This is a genomic window from Arthrobacter sp. 179 (assembly GCF_052379645.1).
In the GTDB taxonomy this organism is placed as follows: domain Bacteria; phylum Actinomycetota; class Actinomycetes; order Actinomycetales; family Micrococcaceae; genus Arthrobacter_H.
Map to the genome: position 1 here is coordinate 71,829 of NZ_JBQSYU010000001.1, position 19,896 is coordinate 91,724.

At 69.3% G+C, this 19,896-nt stretch carries 21 protein-coding genes; 10 read left to right on the forward strand and 11 right to left on the reverse strand.

The genetic code is table 11. From position 1 onward, the window contains the following. Positions 1-17: 17 nt before the first annotated feature. Positions 18-881, forward strand: coding sequence for a fumarylacetoacetate hydrolase family protein (locus ACT3UE_RS00395; RefSeq protein ID WP_444553896.1), 864 nt, complete (start codon positions 18-20; stop codon positions 879-881). A 19-nt stretch (positions 882-900) separates the two neighbouring features. Here the strand turns inward: ACT3UE_RS00395 and ACT3UE_RS00400 are convergent, their stop codons facing one another. Next, complete coding sequence (locus tag ACT3UE_RS00400; protein ID WP_444553897.1) at positions 901-1,578, reverse strand: FadR/GntR family transcriptional regulator; 678 nt, start codon at positions 1,576-1,578, stop codon at positions 901-903. Beyond that, entirely contained in the window at positions 1,575-2,852 is a 1,278-nt protein-coding gene (locus tag ACT3UE_RS00405) for an MFS transporter (RefSeq protein WP_444553898.1), read from the reverse strand. The genes ACT3UE_RS00400 and ACT3UE_RS00405 overlap by 4 nt, the downstream gene beginning before the upstream one ends. Before the next feature lie 82 nt (positions 2,853-2,934). On the opposite strand from ACT3UE_RS00405, the gene rraA reads away from it, so the two are divergent. The 4 genes from rraA (at position 2,935) to ACT3UE_RS00425 (ending at position 5,572) form a co-directional block, all read left to right on the forward strand. Continuing rightward, positions 2,935-3,399 carry a ribonuclease E activity regulator RraA gene (gene rraA, locus ACT3UE_RS00410; protein ID WP_444566079.1) on the forward strand — a complete coding sequence of 155 codons (465 nt, stop codon included), beginning with the start codon at positions 2,935-2,937 and terminating at the stop codon, positions 3,397-3,399. A gap of 51 nt (positions 3,400-3,450) precedes the next feature. Then, positions 3,451-4,086 carry a hypothetical protein gene (locus tag ACT3UE_RS00415; protein ID WP_444566080.1) on the forward strand — a complete coding sequence of 212 codons (636 nt, stop codon included), beginning with the start codon at positions 3,451-3,453 and terminating at the stop codon, positions 4,084-4,086. Between the two features lie 112 nt (positions 4,087-4,198). Then, positions 4,199-4,933: a YcnI family copper-binding membrane protein gene (locus ACT3UE_RS00420; protein WP_444566081.1), complete on the forward strand. Its 735-nt coding sequence runs from the start codon at positions 4,199-4,201 to the stop codon at positions 4,931-4,933. 63 nt (positions 4,934-4,996) lie between these two features. Next, positions 4,997-5,572, forward strand: coding sequence for a copper resistance CopC family protein (locus tag ACT3UE_RS00425; protein WP_444553902.1), 576 nt, complete (start codon positions 4,997-4,999; stop codon positions 5,570-5,572). A 21-nt stretch (positions 5,573-5,593) separates the two neighbouring features. On the opposite strand, the gene ACT3UE_RS00430 is transcribed toward ACT3UE_RS00425, so the two are convergent. Continuing rightward, positions 5,594-6,439 carry an HpcH/HpaI aldolase/citrate lyase family protein gene (locus ACT3UE_RS00430; protein WP_444553903.1) on the reverse strand — a complete coding sequence of 282 codons (846 nt, stop codon included), beginning with the start codon at positions 6,437-6,439 and terminating at the stop codon, positions 5,594-5,596. A 149-nt stretch (positions 6,440-6,588) separates the two neighbouring features. On the opposite strand from ACT3UE_RS00430, the gene ACT3UE_RS00435 reads away from it, so the two are divergent. Next, the gene (locus ACT3UE_RS00435; protein WP_444553904.1) at positions 6,589-7,686 is read left to right on the forward strand and encodes a YihY/virulence factor BrkB family protein; all 1,098 of its coding nucleotides are present in this window, start codon (positions 6,589-6,591) and stop codon (positions 7,684-7,686) included. On the opposite strand, the gene ACT3UE_RS00440 is transcribed toward ACT3UE_RS00435, so the two are convergent. Further along, on the reverse strand, positions 7,683-8,930 hold the full coding sequence (locus ACT3UE_RS00440) for an NAD(P)/FAD-dependent oxidoreductase (RefSeq protein ID WP_444561127.1): 1,248 nt from the start codon (positions 8,928-8,930) through the stop codon (positions 7,683-7,685). The two genes, ACT3UE_RS00435 and ACT3UE_RS00440, sit on opposite strands and share 4 nt — an antisense overlap. Further along, a complete protein-coding gene (locus tag ACT3UE_RS00445; protein ID WP_444553906.1) occupies positions 8,927-9,970 on the reverse strand; it encodes a Gfo/Idh/MocA family protein in 1,044 nt (347 codons plus the stop codon). The genes ACT3UE_RS00440 and ACT3UE_RS00445 overlap by 4 nt, the downstream gene beginning before the upstream one ends. Positions 9,971-10,149: 179 nt before the next feature. Here ACT3UE_RS00445 and ACT3UE_RS00450 point away from each other — a divergent pair, with 179 nt between their 5' ends. Further along, positions 10,150-10,578 (forward strand): LapA family protein, encoded by a 429-nt coding sequence (locus ACT3UE_RS00450; protein WP_444553907.1) that lies wholly within the window; start codon positions 10,150-10,152, stop codon positions 10,576-10,578. Between the two features lie 70 nt (positions 10,579-10,648). Here the strand turns inward: ACT3UE_RS00450 and ACT3UE_RS00455 are convergent, their stop codons facing one another. Together ACT3UE_RS00455 and ACT3UE_RS00460 are read right to left on the reverse strand one after the other, a co-directional pair. Continuing rightward, positions 10,649-12,241, reverse strand: a complete 1,593-nt coding sequence (locus tag ACT3UE_RS00455) for a GMC family oxidoreductase (RefSeq protein WP_444553908.1) — start codon at positions 12,239-12,241, stop codon at positions 10,649-10,651. Between the two features lie 36 nt (positions 12,242-12,277). Continuing rightward, positions 12,278-13,795 (reverse strand): aldehyde dehydrogenase family protein, encoded by a 1,518-nt coding sequence (locus ACT3UE_RS00460; RefSeq protein ID WP_444553910.1) that lies wholly within the window; start codon positions 13,793-13,795, stop codon positions 12,278-12,280. A 308-nt stretch (positions 13,796-14,103) separates the two neighbouring features. On the opposite strand from ACT3UE_RS00460, the gene ACT3UE_RS00465 reads away from it, so the two are divergent. Further along, positions 14,104-14,400, forward strand: coding sequence for a DUF503 domain-containing protein (locus tag ACT3UE_RS00465; RefSeq protein ID WP_444553911.1), 297 nt, complete (start codon positions 14,104-14,106; stop codon positions 14,398-14,400). Between the two features lie 18 nt (positions 14,401-14,418). Here ACT3UE_RS00465 and ACT3UE_RS00470 read toward each other — a convergent pair whose 3' ends face one another. Continuing rightward, positions 14,419-15,606: an NAD(P)-dependent malic enzyme gene (locus tag ACT3UE_RS00470; RefSeq protein ID WP_444566082.1), complete on the reverse strand. Its 1,188-nt coding sequence runs from the start codon at positions 15,604-15,606 to the stop codon at positions 14,419-14,421. A 232-nt stretch (positions 15,607-15,838) separates the two neighbouring features. Continuing rightward, positions 15,839-16,684 (reverse strand): carbon-nitrogen hydrolase family protein, encoded by an 846-nt coding sequence (locus tag ACT3UE_RS00475; protein WP_444566114.1) that lies wholly within the window; start codon positions 16,682-16,684, stop codon positions 15,839-15,841. Between the two features lie 83 nt (positions 16,685-16,767). On the opposite strand from ACT3UE_RS00475, the gene ACT3UE_RS00480 reads away from it, so the two are divergent. Both ACT3UE_RS00480 and ACT3UE_RS00485 read left to right on the forward strand, forming a co-directional pair. Beyond that, positions 16,768-17,178, forward strand: coding sequence for a helix-turn-helix domain-containing protein (locus ACT3UE_RS00480; protein WP_444566115.1), 411 nt, complete (start codon positions 16,768-16,770; stop codon positions 17,176-17,178). 58 nt (positions 17,179-17,236) lie between these two features. Next, entirely contained in the window at positions 17,237-18,532 is a 1,296-nt protein-coding gene (locus ACT3UE_RS00485; RefSeq protein WP_444566083.1) for an aminotransferase-like domain-containing protein, read from the forward strand. A gap of 31 nt (positions 18,533-18,563) precedes the next feature. Here ACT3UE_RS00485 and ACT3UE_RS00490 read toward each other — a convergent pair whose 3' ends face one another. Together ACT3UE_RS00490 and idi are read right to left on the reverse strand one after the other, a co-directional pair. After that, positions 18,564-19,286 carry an NUDIX hydrolase gene (locus ACT3UE_RS00490; RefSeq protein WP_444553914.1) on the reverse strand — a complete coding sequence of 241 codons (723 nt, stop codon included), beginning with the start codon at positions 19,284-19,286 and terminating at the stop codon, positions 18,564-18,566. Positions 19,287-19,303: 17 nt separating this feature from the next. Beyond that, the gene (idi, locus tag ACT3UE_RS00495; RefSeq protein ID WP_444566084.1) at positions 19,304-19,885 is read right to left on the reverse strand and encodes an isopentenyl-diphosphate Delta-isomerase; all 582 of its coding nucleotides are present in this window, start codon (positions 19,883-19,885) and stop codon (positions 19,304-19,306) included. Positions 19,886-19,896: the final 11 nt, after the last annotated feature.

The following is a 19,896-nucleotide window of genomic DNA, read 5'->3' on the forward strand; positions in this document are numbered from 1 at the left end:
CGTGATGGGATGGTGGCATGAAACTTGCCACCCTCCGCAGGCCCGGGACCGGGGCCACCTTCGCCGCGGTCATCCACGGCGAGACGGCCCACGAACTGACGGGCTTTTCCGACGTCGGGGGCTTTTTGGCCGCCGACGAGCAGAGCCGCGCCGAATCCGTCGCGGCGGCCGATCCCGCCGCCTCCCTGCGGACCACGCCCCCGGGGATTCCGGTGACCGAGGCCGACTTCGCGACCTTGGTGGGAGCCCCGGAGAAGGTCTTCTGCATCGGGCTGAACTACCGCAACCACATCCTGGAGACCGGGCAGGAACTGCCCGAGCACCCCACGGTGTTCACGAAGTTCGCCCGCTCGCTCACCGGCCCGATGGACCCGATCGACGTGCCGCCGGAGGACCACCGGCTCGACTGGGAGGGCGAGTTGGCCCTCGTCATCGGCGCCCCGGGCCGCCGGATCCCCGAAGCCGATGCCGCCAAGCACATTGCCGGCTACGCGGTCGCCAACGACATTTCGATGCGCGGTTGGCAGGGCCGGACCACCGAATGGCTGGCCGGCAAATGCTGGGAGGCCTCCACCCCCGTGGGCCCCTATCTGGTCAGCGCCGACGAGTTTCCGGACCGGGCCCGCATCCGCACCCGCGTCAACGGCGAAACCATGCAGGAGGACTCGACCGCGGATCTGGTCTTCGGCCCCGCCCGCCTGGTCGCCTACCTCTCCACCCTGGTGACGTTGGTCCCCGGGGACCTGATCCTCACCGGGACCCCGGCAGGGGTGGCCCTGGGGCGTCGCAACGAACAGGGCCGCCACCCCTGGCTCAAGGCCGGGGATGTGCTCGAAACAGGCATCGACGGGCTCGGCACCCAACGCAACCGGATCCGCTAGGAGGTCGCTGGGTCCTGGCTCAGCCGGCCTCGGTGAAGGAGAGGCAATACAGCAGGTTCGCCACCGTGCTGCGATCCGCGGCATCCGGGTCCGCGGCGGCGATCGCCTCGACCAGTTCCTCATGACCTTCGGCCCGGCACCCGTCGAAACCGCGGTGGAGGCGTTGGGCCAGCTTGGACCCGTGGAAGACGTCGCCGAAACTGGCATACAGTTCGACCAGCAGGGCATTGCCGGAGGCACGCGCCACCGCCAGATGGAACTTCCAGTCGGCGTCGATCCACCCCTCGATGTCCTCGGCCTCCCAGGCCCGACGACGTTCGGTCAGGATCACCCGCAGCTGCTCCACCTCGGCGTCCCCGGCGACGGCCGCGGCCAAGCGGGCGGCCTGGGCATCCAGGGCGAATCTGACCTGCATGACTTCCTGGTCGGAATGACGCTGGTAGACCTGCCCGATGGCGCCTTCGATCTCGCTGCGGGTGCGCACATAGGTCCCGTCCCCGCGCCGGACCTCCAGCATGCCCGCATGCGCCAGTGCCTTGATGGCCTCGCGCAGCGTGCCCCGGGAGACGGCGAAGCGTTCGATCAGCGCCGGCTCCGCAGGGATTCGCGCCCCGACCGGCCACTCACCAGAACTGATGGCCCGGCGCAGGGCATCGGTGACTTGTTGGACCAAGGGCGTCCGCGACGGAATGCTCATGCCGCCACCTCGCGCCGGGGCGACCTGCCGGCCCGGCGCCCCGGACCGCTCGGGCCATCGGAGGTCAACGCGAGCGCCAGCAGCAACTGGACCACGGCGACGGCGAACAACACCCACAACGGTCCGGTCCAGCCGCCCGTCCGGGTATGCAGCAGCGCGAGGCCGAAGGGTCCCGCGCTGGCCACCAGGTAGCCCACCGACTGGGCGACCGTGGAGATCGCCGTGGTTTCCGCGGCATTGCGGCCACTGCGGCTGATGACCACCAGCAGCAAGGGGAAGATCGTCAGTCCAAGGCCCAGCAGGACCACGGAGAGGACGGAGAAGTCGACCGGCAGCAGGATCAGGCAGCACAGACCCAGCAGGATCCCGACACAACAGACCATGAAGGCCGGGCGCAGCAGGTGCGGGCGGGTGGCCATGGCCAGCAGCACCACCGTTGCGGGAATCGTGACCAGCTGCATGAGCCCCAACATGATTCCCGCGTTCGCGGGGGCCATGCCCCGGGAGATCAGGATGACCGGCAACCAGCTGATCAGCGAATAGACCAACAGCGCCTGGACCGTGAAGAACCCGGTGATCAGCAGGCCCTTGCGGGTCCGCAGGACGGCCAGCAGCGATCCCCCGGATTCGGCCGGGGCCACCGGGTCGGCGGCATCCTGCCGGGGCCGCGGTCGACCGGCGATCGCCAACGGGAGGAAGACCAGGACCGAGACAGCGGCCAGGATCGACCAGGCCGCCAAACCCAGGCTCGGGGATCCCAGCTGCCGGGCCAGCGGGACGCCGAGCGCCGAGGCGGCCGTGGCCCCGAGGGACATCGTGATCGTGTACGTCCCGGTCAGGGCCGAAGTCCGGTGGGCATAGTGCTCCCGGATGAAGGAGGGCATCGCCACGTTGCACAACGCGATCCCGCACATTCCGGCCACGGTGCCCACCAGCAGCATGCCCACCGAGGGGATCGCACGGATCGCCAGCCCGGCGGCCAGGATGATCAGGGCCAGCAGGATGGTCCGTTCCACACCGATCCTGCGGACCAACCAGGCCGTCGCCGCACCGGCGAAGGCGAAGGTGACCGTGGGGATGGAGGGGAGGATGGCGGCCACCAGCGGCCCGTACCCGAGCACGGCCTGCAGATCGTGGAACAAGGCGGCGGCACTGGTGATGCCGGCCCGCAGGTTCAGCCCCACCAGCACCACGGCGAGCACCCCGAGCACCGTGATCCACCGCCCCCGGGGCAGGACGACGGCCGGTGGATCGGTGGTTCTCGAGGAAGGCATGGGAAAACATTAGACGTCTGATGTTTACTGGACCAACTGTTGTGATCCACATCCTGTCCGTGGTTCGTTTTATGCTGGGTTCATGACTTTCACCACCTGCGACCTGTTCGACGACGACGAATCGCTCCAGACCCTGTCCCTCCAGCTGCAGAACCTGGGCGGTCGGACCCGCTTCAGCGGCCCGGTCCGGACCATCCGCTGCGATCGCGACAACGCCCTGCTCAAACAGACCCTGAACAGTCCCGGTGCGGGCGCCGTGCTCGTCGTCGACGGCGGCGGCTCGCTGGAAACCGCGCTCATGGGGGACATGATCGGTGAAGCCGCCGTGGCCAACGGCTGGTCGGGTGTGGTCATCCACGGCTGCATCCGTGACCGCGTCGCCCTGGCCGGGCTGGACCTGGGCGTGAAGGCGATGGGCTCGAATCCGCGCAAATCCTCCAAACACGGCACCGGCGAGGCCGACGTCGTCCTCGCATTCGGCGGGGTCGACTTCCGGCCCGGCGCCATGCTGCATTCGGACGAGGACGGGATCGTCGTCGAGGCCTGAGCCGCCCGGCGATAGTTCGTTGCGGCCACCGGCATGACGGGAGCAGACCCGATGAGCGCCAGGGCACCACTGCGCCTGTGGCGTTCGATCGCGGTCACCTCCACGGTGATGGCCCTCGCTGCCGGGGCGCACGTACTCGGCGGCGGACCGCTGCCGGGACTGCCGGTCCTGGTGCTGCTCGCGGCACTGGTCAACCTGCCCGTGGTGCTGCTGGCGGGTCGACGCCTGTCCCTGCCCACGCTCACCGCCGTCCTGGGGCTCGGCCAATGGTCCCTGCATCATGCCTTCGCCTGGTTCGCCACACCACCGGACTGCACCGGCGGGGCACCGGAGGTCCCCTTCGGCCACCACGGCTCCGTGGTGGCCGGGATCTGCGGCAGCGCGTCCCCGCTGGCCCACGGGGCGGCAGCCCACTGGGGGTCCATGGGTCTGCCGATGATCACGGCCCATCTACTGGCCATCTTCCTCTCCGCGGTGGCGTTGGCCCGCGGCGAGGCGGCCTTGTGGATGCTCATGGCCTGGCTCTCCCCGCTGGCCTCGCTGCCCCGCCCGGCCCCCTTGGCACCGAAGGGCCCCGTCCAGCAGGCCATGTTCGCCCTGCCGCTCCTCCGGCCCCGGTCCAACGCCCGCGCCGAACGTCTGCGCGGACCACCCCGGGCACTCCTCCCGCGTTCGCTGCGCCCCTGACCCGACGGGGCGGCGGATTCGGGGCATCCCCTCCCACCCCGGGAACCGGAGTGGGAGCACCGTGAACCGCCCGAAGGCCGTGCCCCGTACGGCCCATTGCAAAGGAAACCCCATGACTTCTCCCCACGCCGCTCCGACCCGCCACCGGGTCCTGACCTCCACGGCGGCCCTCGCCGCCACCGGCGCCCTGATGGCCCTAGGTGCCGGGGCCGCCTCCGCCCACGTGACCGTCAGTCCGAACCAGACCGCCGAGGGCTCCTACGCCCAGGCGACTTTCAGCGTCCCCAATGAATCGGAGTCGGCCACCACCGACAAGCTGACCGTCTCACTGCCGACCGATACCCCGTTCATGTCGGTGAGGGTCAAGCCGGTCGACGGTTGGAAGGCCACCGTCAAACGCACCAAACTGGACGAGCCCGTGGAATCCCACGGTTCCACGGTGACCGAGGCGGCGAGCTCGATCACCTGGACGGCAGACCGGGCCCACCGGATCGGCCAGGATGAGTTCCAGACGTTCACCGTCTCTCTGGGCACCCTGCCGGAAGCCGGCACCGATGTGGTCCTGCCCGCCTCCCAGCATTACACCGACGGGTCCGTGGTGAAGTGGGACGAATCCGCGAAGGACGGTGCCGAACCCGAGCATCCGGCCCCCACCTTCACCACCACCGCGGCCGCCGACGACGAGCCGGCCGCCTCGGCGGCCCCGTCCGGCACGGCCGGGGCCGCGGACGCCCCGGCGGCCGGCTCGGAGGGAACGGCGACGGCCGCCTTGTGGATCGGGGTCGCAGGAATCCTGCTGGGCGCCGTCGCCCTGGTGCGGACCGTCGGTTCGCGCAGGAACCAATAGCACTACCCGGTGGCCCGTCGTTCCGGCGGGCCACCGGGCCCCGACTCCTTGAAAGCGAATCCCATGAACCAGCATCGGTCCACCCTCTCGTTGCGGAAGGCCGGCACCCGTGCGGCGGGCCTGCTCGCCGTTCTGCTCCTGGCCCTTCTGGGGCCCATCGGCGCCGCGAGCGCCCACGACCAGTTGATCTCCAACGACCCCGGCTCCGGCTCCACCGTGGAGGCCATGCCGCAGAAGATCGTCCTGACCTACAACAACACCCCCATCGCCATCGGCTCGGAGATCCGGGTCGAGGACGACGCCGGCACCAACTGGGCCGCCGGCCCCGCGAAGGTCACCGACCGCGATGTCGAACAGGCCATCCAGGACGGGACCCCGGCCGGCGAGTACACCGTGAAGTGGCGGGTGGTCTCCTCCGATGGCCATCCGATCCAGGGGACGTTCACGTTCACCACCACCAGCGGGGCGCCGGAAGGTGCCGCCACGCCATCGGCGGCCGCGGACGAGGACACCGGCGAATCCACCCGGGAGGCCGATGGGCAGGGTCTGGCCCCGTGGATCATCCCGACCGGGCTTGCGGTACTGATCGTCATCGGTGCCGGGACGGCCATCCTCTGGCGTCGACGCCCCGGCAACTAGGCCGGGCCGCCACAGACGGGATCAGGCGTTCCAGAGTCCGTAGGAGTCGGCCAGATCCGCGATCTTCTGGGCGCGGGCCAGACGCGGCAGGTAGGAGCCGTCGCCGACCGAGGCGCCGGCGGCGTGGGCCTCGAGCAGCTCGTGGGCCCAGGAAAGCTCGTCGGTGCTCGGGGAGAGGTCCTCGTTGATGTCATCGACCTGTGAGGCCGAGAGGCTCAGCTTGCCGGTCATCCCCATCGTGGCGGTGGTCCGGCAGCTGGCGTGTACGGCCTCGGAGCCGGCCCCGGCGGCCGCCGGACCGTCGATGGCCCCGGGCAGCTGGCCGACGCGGGAGGCCACCACCAGCTTGCCGCGGGCATAGGCCAGGGCCAGCGGGTCGTCGGAGACGCCGGTGTCCTTGCGGAAGTCGTTGACGCCGAAGGCCAGCCGGAACGTGCCGGGGGCCGAGGCGATCGGGGTGGCGTTTTCGATGCCGACCGCCGATTCGATCAGGGCCAGGACCGGGGTGCCGGCCTGCAGGCGCATCGCCGTCAGGGTCACCTGTTCGGGCTTTTCGGTCATCGCCAACATGACCCCGCGCAGCCCCTTGGCCTTGGACAACGCCGCCAGGTCCTCGGCCCAGAACTCGGTTTCGATCCCGTTGACCCGCACCCAGGCGGTCATCCCGGTGCTCAGCGCCTCGACCACGGCATCGCGGGCCTCGGCCTTCTGGTCATCGGGCACGGAGGCTTCCATGTCGAAGATGACGGAGTCCGCTTCGGAGGACAACGCCGGGGCAAACGATTCGGGGTTCGCGGCATTGACCAGCAACCACGAGCGGGAAAGTTTGGCAGGCAGGGACGCGGCGCGGCGGTTACGAAGGGACATACCTACACACTACCGAGTTGGCGCCCCCGCCTTCCACCGGACGGGGCGGGCATCACACCCGGCCCGGGAGGTTGTGCCTCCCGGTGCCTCATGCTTGACTTTCAGTGCCCACGAAAACCCACGTCAACCACTAGTCAGCGGAGGCTTCCATGCCAGGTCATCGCCACGCCACCCCGGAGAACGGCACTGCTGCCGATACCTCCGCGAAGGGCCGCAACGCCCCCTCGCCCGACGACGATCGCAAGCCCTCGGCCCCGACCGACCTACGCGGCCCCTCCTGGAAATACGTGTTGAAAAGGTCCATGCACGAGTTCACCCGGAACAAGTGCACCGATATGGCGGCGGGCCTGACCTACCACGCGGTGCTTTCGGTCTTCCCGGCCCTGCTGGCGATGGTCTCCCTGCTGGGCGTCGTCGGCCAGGCCGAATCCACCACCAAGGCGCTGATCGGTTTCCTCGAACAGTTCGCCAGCGAGGGGGTCGTCGATACGTTGCGTCAGCCCATCGAACAGCTGGCCAACACCCCGTCGGCCGGGTTGGCCCTCATCGTCGGCATCCTCGGCGCCCTGTGGTCGGCCTCGGGCTACACCGGGGCCTTCGGACGGTCGATGAACAAGATCTACGACGTGGCCGAGGGCCGCTCCTTCTTCAAACTCAAGCCGGTGCTGCTGCTGGTGACCCTGGTGATGCTGTTGGTCGCCGTCGTCGTGGTGGTCCTGCTGATCGTCTCGGGCCCCATCGCCAAGACCCTCGGCGACCTGATCGGTTTCGGCGACACCGCCGTCATGGTCTGGGGCATCGCCAAATGGCCGCTGGCCGTGCTGCTGGTCATCCTCGTGATCGCCATCCTCTACTACGGCACCCCGAACGTGAAGCAGCCCAAGTTCCGGTGGCTCAGCATCGGTTCGGTCATCGCGTTGGTGGTCCTGGCGGTGGCCACCGTCGGATTCTTCTTCTACGTCTCCAACTTCGGCAGCTACAACGCGACCTACGGGGCCATTGGCGGGGTCATCGTCCTGCTGCTGTGGATCTGGATCGCGAACCTGTCGTTGCTGCTGGGAGCCGTCTTCGACGCGGAGATGGAAAGGGCCCGCCAGCTCCAAGGTGGCATCAAGGCCGAACGGTCGGTGCAGTTGCCCCCACGCGACACCAAGGCCAGCGATAAGCAGGCCCTGGTCGAGGAACGTGACGTCCAGGCCGGCAGCTCTTTGCGGCACCAGTCGGTGCGCGAGCCCGAAGACAGCTAGCGGGCGAGCTTCTTGAGGTTGACGGCGGGGTCGGCCAATTGGGCGGGGTCCACGCGGATCCGCCGGTCGATGATCCGGCGGGCCGCCTTCACCGCCAGCCCGCCGTCGACCGCGGCACAGCCGAGCAGATAACCCTCGCCGTCAACCCGGAAGGCCATGACGGGCACGCCGTCGGCCTCGCGGATCACGGTGGTCCCCGGGGCGGTCATCGACCCCACGCCCTCGACGTGGACCCCGTGGCGGTCGGACCAGAACCAGTCGGCCCGTGGGGCCGGGGCGTCGCCCCCGATGATGGCCGAGGCGGCCTGGTGTCCGGAGTTCATGGCGTTCTCCCAGTGCTCCGCCCGGCGTTTGAGCACGCCGCCGGTGGTGCGGGTCCGGGCGCAGTCCCCCACAGCGTAGACGCGTCGGTGGCTGGTGCGTTGCCTCTCATCCACGATGATCCCGCCGTCGACCTCCAGCCCGGCCGACTCGGCGAGCGCCGTGTTGGGGGTGATCCCGACCCCCACCAGGACGGCGTCGGCGGTGATCTGCTCCCCGCTGGCCAGCGCGATCCGGTGGTGTTCCCCGTCGCGGGTGATGGTTTCGGGGATGCCGGTCACCACGGTGATCCCCTTCTCGGTGTGCATGGCGTGCAGACGCCGGGCCAGTTCCGGGCCGACGGCCGGGACCAGGGGCGGATCCATGGGGTCGATGAGGACGACGACGGCCCCGAGTTCACGGGCGGCGGACGCGGTTTCTGCCCCGATGAGTCCCGCCCCGATGATCGCCAACCGGGTGCCGGGCCGCAGCACCGTGCGCAGCCGGTCCGCGTCGGCCCGGTGGCGCAGCTCCAGCACGGTATCCAGGTCGCCGCCGGGGATCGAGAGCTTGCGGGCCGTCCCCCCGGTGGCCAGCACCAGCACGTCCGCGGCCAGGGCCGTACCGTCGGCCAGGACGGCTTCGCCGGCCCCCGGGCGCACGGTGGCCACGGTGCCGGTGAGGATCTCGACCTCGTGCTCCCGGCACCACGCGGCGTCGGCGAGCAGCAGGCCGGCCTGATCGGTGTGCCCGAGCAGATAGGCCTTGCTCAAGGGGGGCCTGTCGTAGGGCAGCCCCTCGGGATCCACGATCCGCACCCCGCCGGTATGGCCCAGGCTGCGCAATTGGCGGGCCACGGAAAATCCTGCCAGCCCGGCACCGATGATCAGGACCGAGGCTTCCGGCCCCGGTGCCGCCTGGTCGTGGCTGGCTACGGGGTTCATGCCCGGTTCCTCTCGTGGATGTCTTCGATGATCTGCAAGGTGGCCACGGCATCCGCCGGGTCCACCGGAAGCGGGCCGTGGCCGTGGACCCCGGCGGCGAAGCTGCGATAGAACTTCGGATAGGCGCCCACGTCGGAGGGCACCGTCTCCATGGCCCCCGGCACGCCGAGGCGGCCCCACTCGTTATCGGGCACCCGCCCATATCCGGCGTCGTCGGGTTCCATTCCGGCGTCGAGCGCCGCCTCCTGCCCGTCGGTTCCCCACGTTTCGAAGCCGGCCTCGGTCCCCAGGACCCGGAAGCGGGGTGCCGGGACCGCGAAGTGCAGCCCGACCGATAGATGCGAGTCCACCCCGCTGTGGTGCCGGATGACGATGGAGGCATCCTCATCGGCATCGGAACCGCCGGTGCTGAGGCGCCGGGTCAGCCCGTACACCGAGTCCGCCGGCCCGAACAGGACCAGTGCCTGGTCGATGACGTGGGTGCCCAGATCGAACAGGACTCCCCCGCCGCCGGCGATCCCCGCGCTGTCCTTCCAATCGCGCAACCCCGCGGGTTTCCACCGTTCGAACCGTGATTCGAAGGTGTGCACCTCGCCGAGCGCCCCGTCCCGGACCAGACGCGAGAGAGTCAGGAAGTCGGCGTCCCACCGACGGTTCTGGAACACCGAGAGTTTCACGGCGGCGGCCCGGGCCGCCTCGATGACTTCACGCCCCTCGGCAGCGGAAGTGGCGAAGGGCTTGTCGAGAACCACATGCAGGCCGTGGCCGATCGCTCTCAGGGCCAGGGCGGCATGGGTCGCTGGCGGGGTCCCGATGACCACCACATCGAAGTCGGCGGCCCGGGCGAAGAGGCTCTCGGCGTCCGGCATGATCAGCGTGTCGGGATGGGCCGCGGCGGCAGCAGCCGCGCGTTCGGGGTTGCCGGTGATGATCGCGTCGAGGGAATAGTCGGGGTCCGCGGCAATCAGGGGGGTATGGAAGACCCGGCCGGACAGCCCGTATCCCAGTACGGCAGTACGCAATTTCGGGCGCGGGATCACGTTGGCTCCTTCGGGACGGTCATACGCCAAACCCTACCAATCCGGGCGCCGGCGGCGCGGGCACGTAAACTGTCCCCAGGGTCCGGAACGCATCCACGCACCGGCCCACCCCCGGCAGTCCGGGCCCGGAAACAACCGGGGACGGACGGAACCGGCCCGCGTCGACGAAAGGTAGTGCCATGGCCAAGGACCCGCAGGATCGCCCGAAGCCGGCGAAGACCCCCCGGGAGCCGGCACCCGGAACCCCCTCGGGTGGCGCACCCGCCGGAGGGACCCCCGAGCACCGCCCCGGAACCAGCGACGGGGCCGGACGCCCCGAGGACCCGATGCGGGTGACCCGCAGCGGGGTCATGTGGACGGCAACCGTCCTGGCGTTGGTGTTCCTGGTGCTGCTGATCATCTTCATCGCGCAGAACACCAATACGGTGCAGCTGCGCTACTTCGGCTGGGAGGGGACGGTCCAACTCGGACTGGCGCTCTTCGTTGGAGCGGTCGGCGGCGGCATCATCGTCGCCATTGCCGGTGCCGCCCGCATCGTCCAATTGCGCAGCCACGCCCGCAAGGGAAGAGTCAAGCCGGGCAAGCCCGGGAAGAAATCCACGCAGTAGGTCCCCACAGACGAAGGGCCGCCCCGCATTCCGCGGGGCGGCCCTTGACTTTTTCCCTGCCGGCGACCGGTCAGCCCTTGCGGGCCTGCTTGATCAGTTCGGCGCACCGCTCACCGATCATCATGGTGGTGATGTTCGGGTTCACGGTGACCTGCTCGGGCATCACCGAGGCGTCGGCCACGCGCAGCCCCGTGACCCCCTTGACCCGCAGTTCGGGGTCCAGCGGCGACAGATCGTCGTCGATGGGCCCCATGCGCACGGTGCCGACCGGATGGTAGACGGTGTTGTGCGTGCGCCGGATGTAGTCGGCGATCTCCTCGTCCGACTGGGTCTCCGTCCCCGGGTAGAGTTCGCGCCCGGCCCATTCGGCCATGGCCGGCTGGGAGACGATCTCGCGAGCCTTGCGGATGCCGGCGATCATCACGCGCATGTCATGGCCTTCGGGGTCGGTGAAGTAGCGCGGGTCGACCTTGGGCTTATCGCGGAAGTCGCCGCTGCGCAGGCGCACGGTACCGCGTGACTTCGCGTGGGTGACGTTCGGGGTCAGGCAGAAGCCGTTCTCCGTGGTCGGGTAGCCCTGACGCAGGGTGTGCATGTCGAAGGGCACCGAACCGTAGTGCATCATCAGGTCGGGACGATCCAGGCCCTCGGTGGTCTGCGTGAAGATCCCGATCTCCCACCACTGGGTCGATTCGGACACCATCGGCTGCTTCGCTTCCCACTGGATGACCCCCTCGGGGTGGTCCTGCAGGTGTTCGCCCACCCCGGGGGAATCCACGCGGACCTCGACCCGGTTCTCCTTCAGCTGTGCTGCCGGGCCGATCCCCGAGAGCATCAACAGCTTCGGCGAGTCGATGGCCCCGGTGGAAACGATGACCTCCTCGCGGGCGGTGAGGTGATGGGTCTTGCCGAATCCGTTGTCCACGACCGCGACGCCGGTGCACCTGTTGGCCTCGTCGAAGGTCAGGACCTTGGCTCGCAGCCCGGTGAGCAGATGGAAGTTCTTCCGGTCGGCAATCGGGTGGATGTAGGACACCGAGCTGGAGGAGCGGGTGCCGTCGGCCTTGCGGTTGATCTGGAAGAAGTTCGCCCCGTTGGTGACGGTGGCGTTGTCGTTGAACTTCGCCCGCGGGATCCCGGCCTGTTCGGCGGCGTCGAGCACCGCCACGCCGCTGGGATCCGCCGGGGGGACGTTCATCAGGTGCACGGGCCCGGAGTCTCCGTGGTGCGGGGCCCCGGGCCCCGCGTCTTCGTTGGTCTCCAACTGCTTATACAGCCGGAAGGCGGTCTCGGCGTTCCAACCGGTGGCCCCGTATTTCGACTCCCATTCGTCCAGGTCCTCGCGCGGGGCCCAGAAGGCGATGCAGGAGTTGTGGCTGGAGCAGCCGCCCATCACCTTGGCGCGGGCGTGGCGCATGAACGAGTTGCCGTTCTCCTGCTCCTCGATCGGGTAGTCCCAGTCGTAGCCGGATTCGAGTAGTTCCATCCAGCGGTCCAGCTGCAGGATCTCATCGATTCCCCGGTCATCGGGACCGGCCTCGACCAGGGCCACCTCGAGTGAGGGATCCTCGCTCAGGCGGGCGGCGACGGCGGCACCGGCGGACCCGCCGCCGACGACGATGTAGTCGAAGGCCGAACCGTCCAACGTCTCGAAATCAGTCATTTTAAGTACTCTCCTTGGCTCAGGCTCGGAAACGGGCTAGGCGCGGTCGGCGAACCAGCCGGTGACTTGCGGGGCCGTGTTCTGGTAGATGTGCTTGGCTTCCTGGTACTCGCCCAGCCCGGTCGGGCCGAGCTCGCGACCGACGCCCGACTGGCCCATGCCGCCCCATTCGGCCTGCGGCAGGTAGGGGTGGAAGTCGTTGATCCAGATGGTGCCGTGACGCAGGCGTCCGGCGACCCGCTGGGCCCGTCCGGCATCCTGGGTCCAGACGGCGCCGGCCAGGCCGTAGACGGTGTCATTGGCGGTGGCAACGGCTTCGTCCTCGGTGGAGAACGTCTCGACGGTGACCGTGGGACCGAAGGCCTCGTCCGTGACGACGGACATGCCCCGGCTGACCTGGTCCAGGATGGTCGGCAGGTAGTAGTGCCCGGCCCCCAGCCCGGTTCCGTCCTCCTCGGTGGCGGCCCGACCGCCGGTGCGCAGACGGGCGCCTTCGGCGACGCCCCTCTTCACGTAGGCGTCCACCTTCTGAAGGTGGGCGGCGGAGATCAGCGGGCCGGTTTCGGCCTCGTCGTCGTAGGGGCCGCCGATGCGGATGTCCTCGGCCCGGCGGACCAGTTCATCCACGAAGGCTTCGGCGATGGACTCGTGGACGAGCAGCCGGGCCCCGGCTGAGCAGACCTGGCCGGAATGCACGAAGGCACCGTTGAGGGCGTTGTCCACGGCGGCGTCGAAGTCGGCGTCGGCGAAGACGACGTTGGGGTTTTTGCCTCCCAGTTCCAGCGCGACCTTCTTCACGGTTCCTGCAGCGCCTGCGGCGATCACCCGACCAGTGACCAGACCGCCGGTGAAGGAGACCATGTCGATGTCGGGGTGGCTCGACAGCGGGGCCCCCGCGGTGGCCCCGGCACCGGTGACCAGGTTCGCGACGCCGTCGGGCAGCCCGAGTTCGGCGAAGAGGTCCATGATCAGGATGGAAGTAGACGGCGTCAGCTCGGCGGGCTTGAGCACGAATGAACACCCCGCGGCAATGGCCGGGGCCATCTTCCAGGCGGCCTGCAGCAGCGGGTAGTTCCAGGGGGTGATCATCCCGCACACACCGACCGGTTCGTAGGCGATGCGGGAGACGACCGTGTTGTCCCCGGCATCGACGACGCGTCCGGCATCCTGACCGGACAACCGGCCGAAGTACTCGAAGCAGTTGGTGATGTCGTCCATGTCGATCCGCGATTCGAGGATGCGCTTGCCGGTGTCACCGGTCTCGGCGCGGGCGAACTCCTCCTTGCGTTCACGCAACCGCTCGGCGACCTTGAGCAGGAAGGCCCCGCGTTCGGGAGCCGGAACCGAGGACCAGACCCCGGAGTCGAAGGCCGCCCGGGCCGCGGCGATCGCCCGCTCGGTATCGGCTGCTGCCGCCTCGGAGGCCGTGGCGACATGCGTGCCATCGGCCGGGCAGATGATCTCGCGGGTTTCACCGGAGGCTGCCGCCTCCCATTGCCCGCCGATGAACAGTGTGTGCTGGTTGGGGTACGGGGTCTGCGGCGTAGCGGTCATGCCTGCTCCTTCGGGTTGCGGGGTGCTTCGTCTTCGGGGCCGATGGCGGCGCCGAAGCAGGCGAACTGGTGGGTCAGCGTCCGGTCGGGTCCCGGGGGCCGTCACCGGCGGGTGGCCAGGCATTCGGTGACCGGGCGGATCCGGCCGTTTTGCTCGAAGTCATATTCAGCACAGTAACAAGAAGGAGGGCCGACGTAGAGTGCCCGCGCATGTTAGCACGGGGTATCGGTGAGCAAACGCACACCGGAACCGGCCGGTCGCCGCCGGCTCCCCTTGGCCCTTCCCCCGGCATGACGCAGGATGGGGGCATGTGGTTCGGTTGGGTTGAGTTCGATGTGCTGCTCGGCGATGTGCACTCGCTGAAGGCCAAACGCGCCGTCGTCCGCCCCCTCGTGGCCGAACTGCGGCGACGCTTCGAGGTGTCCGTCGCCGAAACCAGCCACCAGGACCTCCACCGGCGGGCCGGCATCGCCGCCGGTGTCGTGGCCGCGGATGCCGGCCACGCCATCGAGGTGCTCGACGGCGTCGAACGCCTGGTCGCGGGCCGGCCCGAGATCGACCTTCTCAGCGCCCGGCGCCGGCTCCACTCCTCCGAGGACGAGTAGGGTCCTCCCCGGTCCGGCCTACTCCCCGGAGGCGACCTCCTGCACGGCCGCGGCCACCGCGGCGGCCACCCGCGGGTCCAGGGGCGAAGGGACGATGAAGTCGGCAGCCAGGTCCCCACCGACCAGATCGGCGATGGCCCGGGCCGCAGCGATCTTCATCCGTGGGGTGATCCGCCGTGCCGACGCGTCCAGGGCCCCGCGGAAGATCCCCGGGAAGGCCAACACGTTGTTGATCTGGTTCGGGAAGTCGCTGCGCCCGGTGGCGACGACCTGCCCGAAACGGGCCGCGACCTCGGGCATGACCTCGGGGTCCGGATTCGACAGCGCGAAGATGATCGCGCCGTCGTTCATGGCCTCCAGATCCTCCGCGGGGACCTGCGAGGAGGAGACCCCGATGAAGGCGTCGGCCCCGTCGAGGGCCTCGCGGATCCCGCCCATGACCGAATCGCGGTTGGTGATGGCCGCATATCTGGCCTTGATCGGGTTCAGGTCGTTCCGGTCACGGTGGATGACCCCCTGTGAATCGACCAGCACGACGTCGCCGATGCCGACATTGACCAGGATGTCGGTGATCGCGATGCCTGCGGCCCCGGCGCCGGAGACGACCACGCGCAGCCCGGCCAGCTCCTTGCCGACCACCCGGGCCGCGTTGGTCAGTGCCGCCAGGACCACCACCGCGGTTCCATGCTGGTCGTCGTGCATCACCGGGCAGTCCAGGGCCTCGATGAGGCGTTCCTCCAGTTCGAAGCAACGCGGTGCCGAGACGTCCTCGAGGTTGATCGCCCCGAAACTGGGACGCAACCGGACCAGGGTCTCGATGATCTCCTCGACATCGGTGGTCTCGAGCACCAGCGGAATGGAGTTCAACCCACCGAATTCCTTGAACAGGGCACATTTCCCTTCCATGACGGGCAACGACGCCGCGGCGCCGATGTCGCCCAGCCCCAGCACGGAGGTCCCGTCGGAGACCACGGCCACCAGCCGGGAAGCCCAGGTGTGGGTGGCGTGGCGGGCCGGGTCCTCGGCGATCGCGCGGGAGACCTGGGCGACCCCCGGGGTGTAGGCGATGGACAGGGCCCGCTTCGAATCCAGGGCCATCGTGGACTGGACGGAGAGCTTTCCGCCTTCATGGGCGGCAAAGACCTCCCGGCTGCTCACGGGCGTCGTGGGGCCGGGGGTGGTTTCAGGGGTGGTCGAGATGGACATGTGGATGCTCCTGGAGAAAGACTGCCGTTCGGGAAGCGGGCCCGGCGCGGATGAACGCGGACTGCCTGTTCTCCGGCGACCGGGTCGTCACGCGAAGGGCAGCCTGCCCTGCTCTGCGGCGGCCGGCCCGGGGTGGTGGCTCGCGGCGCTGGCGCAGTGGTCAGTACTTTCTTTAGACCGTTATCCACCAGAGTAGGGCATCGATGGAGCCGACCCAACCATGACGGTGGCCCTAGCCGGCCTCGGCCTCGGTGGCCCCGGGGGCGACCACCCGGCCGTCGGGGCCGATCCGTCGGGCGTTGGCCAGCACCGGCAGTTTCCGGCGGGCCTGCTCGACCTCTGCGAGGTCGAGGTCCACGACGGTGAGCTCGGGGCCCTGCGGCAGGCAGGCCAGCGTGCGGCCCAGCGGTGAGATGACGGCGCTGCGGCCGACCCCCAACGGGGTGCTGTCGGTGGCGGGGCGTCCGCTGGCCGCGGGGTCGGCCTGGTCGCAGGCGACGATGAACGTCGTCGTATCCAGTGCCCGGGCCCGGATGAGGGCCTCCCACTGCTCGGCCTTGTCCGGGCCGTCGCCCCAGGAGGCACACACCAGGTTCACCGTGGCGCCGGCCGCCGCGTTCGCCCGGAACAGATCGGGGAAACGCACGTCGTAGCAGATCGACAGCCCGAAGACGACGCCGTCGAGTTCGAAGGTGGCGATCGATCCACCCGCGGTCACGGCATCGGATTCGGCGAACCCGTAGGCGTCGTAGAGGTGGATCTTGTCGTAGCTGGCCTCCACCCCGGGGCCGGTGGCCAGCAGCGTATTGCGCACGCGCCCGTCCTCGCCGGGGGTGAACATCCCGTGGACCGTGACGATGCCCAGTTCGGCCGAGAGGGCGCGGATCCGTCGGGCCCAGTCCCCGTCCAGGGGCTGGGCCACCTCGGCCAGCGGGTTGCCGAAGGCGCACATGGTGGCTTCGGGAAAGACCACGACGGCGGCACCGGCGTCCCGGGCCCGGGCCGCCTGGTCACGGACCAGACCGAGGTTGGCCTCCAGATCGGCGGTGGAGTTGATCTGGGCCAGAGCGATTTTCAACGTCATGTCTTCGAGGTTGCCATACCCCGCCGATCCGCCCAAGGGCCCCGCCGGCAGGGCATGATGGTCTCATGCCACAGGAGATGACTGCCTTGACCAGAACCACCCAGCATGAGGCGCTGGCGGGACCCGACGCCGCCCGGCTGGCCCGGGCGTTGGGGGAGTCCGCCGATGCGACGGTGTTCGTCAACGGCACGGCACTGCGCCTGCCGTCGGCGGCGGCCGGAGCCGTCTTGGATCTGCTCGGCCGCCTGGCCGACGGGGAAGCGGTCGTGCTCAGCACCGCCGAGCGATGGCTGAACACTTCCCAGGCGGCCCGGCTGGCCGGGGTGTCCAACACCTACATGCGCAACCTCACCGATGCGGGGACCATCCCGGTCGAGTACCGCGGCAGCCACCGCAGGATCAAGCCCGCGGACATCACGGCCTGGGTGGCCTCCCGGCGGGTGGAGGCCCCGCCCGCGGATCAAGGGGGCGGCGAGGCCCCCGAATAAACATCTCCTCGGTAACAACTGTTGCCTCATGGTGAACCCATGTTGTTACGATGTGAGGGTGAACACAGCAGAGAACCCCACCGCCCAGGACCGCGAATCGTTGCCCACCGAATCGGAGCTTGCCCTTGAGCGGGCCGAGGCCTCGACCCGACACGAGAGCCTGTTCTCCGAACGCGCCGCCAACATCAAGCAATCCGCCGTCCGGGACGTCTTCGACATCTCGCTGCGCCCGGGGCTGGTCTCGCTGGCCGGGGGAAACCCCTACCTCTCGTCGCTTCCCTTGGAGAAGATCGGGACGATGGCCCACCAGCTCATCGCCCAGGAGGGGCTGACTGCCCTGCAATACGGTGGTGGCAAGGGCACCATCGAGCTGCGCCAACACATCTGCGAGGTCATGGCCGAGGAGGGCATCACCAATGTCGACCCCGAGAACATCGTGGTCACCGCCGGCTCACAATCGGCCCAGGACGTAGCCTGCAAGGTCTTCTGCGACCCCGGCGACGTCGTGCTGTGCGAGGACCCCACCTACGTCGGGGCCCTGAACACCTTCGAGGCCCACCAGATCCAGGTCGAATCGGTCGCCATGGACGAGGACGGGCTGGTTCCCGAGGCCCTGCGTGAACGCATCGCCGAGGTCACGGCCACCGGTAAGCGGATCAAGTTCCTCTACACGATCCCCAACTTCAACAACCCCTCGGGCATCTCGCTGGCCGCCGCACGCCGTCAGGAAGTCGTCGACATCTGCCGCGAGGCCAACATCCTCGTCCTCGAGGACAACCCCTACGGGCTGCTGAAGTTCGACGGCGAGCCCTACCCGACGCTGCGGGCGGACAACCCGGACGACGTGATCTACATGGGCTCGTTCTCCAAGATCCTGGCCCCCGGCCTGCGCATCGGCTGGGCGTTGCTGCCCGAGCACCTGACCCGCAGGTTCTACCTGGCCAGCGAGGCGGTGGTGCTCTGCCCACCGACCCTGAACCAGATGCTGATCACCAGCTACCTCGACGGGCATGACTGGCGCGGCCAGATCTCCGCCTACCGCGGACTGTATGCCGAGCGTTGCACGGCCATGCTCTCCGCCCTCGAGGAACTCATGCCGGAAGGGGTCCGCTGGACCACGCCGACCGGGGGCTTCTTCATCTGGGTCACCCTCCCGGAGGGGATCGACACCTACCCGCTGCTCGCCGAGGCCATCGACGACGGCGTCGTCTTCATCCCCGGGGCGGCCTTCACCCCCGGGGACGAGCCGAACAACCGGTTGCGACTGGCCTTCAGCGCCATCGACCCGGAGAAGATCCACGAGGGCGTCAAGCGTCTGGCGGTCGTGTTGAACCGGGCCATCGACGCCGCCTGATCCCTCCGTGGGCCTCCAGGCCCCCGGTTCGTTACCGCTGCCCTGCGGACTGTTCGTGGAACCACGGCCGGACATCGAGGGTGATCCGGTTCCGGGCCCCCGGGGGTCCGGGGTGCCCGTCCAGGTCGTAGGCCTCGTCGCCGGCCCAGGCCACGATCGGGTGGCCCTCGTCGTTGCGGGCCCCGACGCTTTTGAAGTCCGCCGGTTCACTGGCCCGTGCGGCGGCCACCGCCGCTGCCGCGCTCCGGTGGCCGCTCAACCAGTTCAGCGTCATCCAGGTGGGCGGGACCAGTTCCATGGACCCGCCGGCGTGGCGTTCCAGGGCCTCGGCCGGGGTCAGCCACGCGTGATCGACATGCTCCTCGGGACTGAGCCGGAGCGGCCCGGTGGCCTCTGTGTCCACCGCCGCCAGGAAGAACCAGGTGAGCAGCCGTTTCGGCACGCTGGGCGGCGGGGTCCAGATGGACAGGGCGGCCAGATCCTCCTGGGCGATCACCATCCCGGTCTCCTCCCGGGTTTCGCGTACGCCGGCACACCGGGCGGCCCCGGCGGGCGGATCGGGGCAATCCCGCGGGACCTCGTCCCGGTCCTCCGGATCGACGTGGCCTCCGGGAAAGACCCAGGCCCCGGCGAAGGAACCGCGGTGGGAGGGCCGTTCCAGCAACAGCACCTCCAGTCCGCGGGGCGCATCGCGCAACAGCACCACGGTGGCCGCATCACCGTGCAGGGCGGGCTCGTGCGTGGCCTCGGGCATCGACGGTCCTTCGTCCCTCATCGGATGGGTTCCGGGCCGGGACCCCGGTAGGGGATCTCCCGGGAGTCCAGCTGCTCCAGCTGCAACACCAGCCACGGACTGAAGGCCCAGGGGGTGGCGCGGACCGCGGCGACCAGGTCCTGCGGAGCCACCCAGTGGTGTTCGGCGACTTCGCTGGGCCGGGGGTCGACCCCGGAGGCGGCCCGGGCGAAATACACCGGGCAGAACTCGTTCTCCACCACCCCCGAGGCATCCTCGGCCCGGTAGGCGAACTCCGGCAGGACCATCTCGACGGCACCCAGCTCCATCCCGAGCTCGAACCCGGCCCGACGGTGCACGGCATCCTCGCGGGGTTCACCCGGTGCGGGATGCCCGCAGACGGAATTCGTCCACACTCCAGGCCAGGCCTTCTTGGCCAGGGACCTGCGGGTGACCAGGACGCGCCCTTCGGCGTCGAAGACATGGCAGGAGAAGGCCAGGTGCAGCGGCGTCGTCCCGGTATGTACTTCCGCCTTGTCGGCGCTGCCGTTCTCCTGGTGGTCGGCGTCGAGCAGCACCACGTTTTCGGCGGGCCCTGGTGGTGGCGTCCGGGTTCTCACGATGGGTTCCT

Coding starts and splice junctions, on each gene's coding strand:
- ACT3UE_RS00395 (WP_444553896.1), top strand. CDS start 18: ATGAAACTTGCCACCCTCCGCAGGCCCGGGACCGGGGCCACCTTCGCC.
- ACT3UE_RS00400 (WP_444553897.1), bottom strand. CDS start 1,578: ATGAGCATTCCGTCGCGGACGCCCTTGGTCCAACAAGTCACCGATGCC.
- ACT3UE_RS00405 (WP_444553898.1), bottom strand. CDS start 2,852: ATGCCTTCCTCGAGAACCACCGATCCACCGGCCGTCGTCCTGCCCCGG.
- rraA (WP_444566079.1), top strand. CDS start 2,935: ATGACTTTCACCACCTGCGACCTGTTCGACGACGACGAATCGCTCCAG.
- ACT3UE_RS00415 (WP_444566080.1), top strand. CDS start 3,451: ATGAGCGCCAGGGCACCACTGCGCCTGTGGCGTTCGATCGCGGTCACC.
- ACT3UE_RS00420 (WP_444566081.1), top strand. CDS start 4,199: ATGACTTCTCCCCACGCCGCTCCGACCCGCCACCGGGTCCTGACCTCC.
- ACT3UE_RS00425 (WP_444553902.1), top strand. CDS start 4,997: ATGAACCAGCATCGGTCCACCCTCTCGTTGCGGAAGGCCGGCACCCGT.
- ACT3UE_RS00430 (WP_444553903.1), bottom strand. CDS start 6,439: ATGTCCCTTCGTAACCGCCGCGCCGCGTCCCTGCCTGCCAAACTTTCC.
- ACT3UE_RS00435 (WP_444553904.1), top strand. CDS start 6,589: ATGCCAGGTCATCGCCACGCCACCCCGGAGAACGGCACTGCTGCCGAT.
- ACT3UE_RS00440 (WP_444561127.1), bottom strand. CDS start 8,930: ATGAACCCCGTAGCCAGCCACGACCAGGCGGCACCGGGGCCGGAAGCC.
- ACT3UE_RS00450 (WP_444553907.1), top strand. CDS start 10,150: ATGGCCAAGGACCCGCAGGATCGCCCGAAGCCGGCGAAGACCCCCCGG.
- ACT3UE_RS00455 (WP_444553908.1), bottom strand. CDS start 12,241: ATGACTGATTTCGAGACGTTGGACGGTTCGGCCTTCGACTACATCGTC.
- ACT3UE_RS00460 (WP_444553910.1), bottom strand. CDS start 13,795: ATGACCGCTACGCCGCAGACCCCGTACCCCAACCAGCACACACTGTTC.
- ACT3UE_RS00465 (WP_444553911.1), top strand. CDS start 14,104: ATGTGGTTCGGTTGGGTTGAGTTCGATGTGCTGCTCGGCGATGTGCAC.
- ACT3UE_RS00470 (WP_444566082.1), bottom strand. CDS start 15,606: ATGTCCATCTCGACCACCCCTGAAACCACCCCCGGCCCCACGACGCCC.
- ACT3UE_RS00480 (WP_444566115.1), top strand. CDS start 16,768: ATGACTGCCTTGACCAGAACCACCCAGCATGAGGCGCTGGCGGGACCC.
- ACT3UE_RS00490 (WP_444553914.1), bottom strand. CDS start 19,286: ATGCCCGAGGCCACGCACGAGCCCGCCCTGCACGGTGATGCGGCCACC.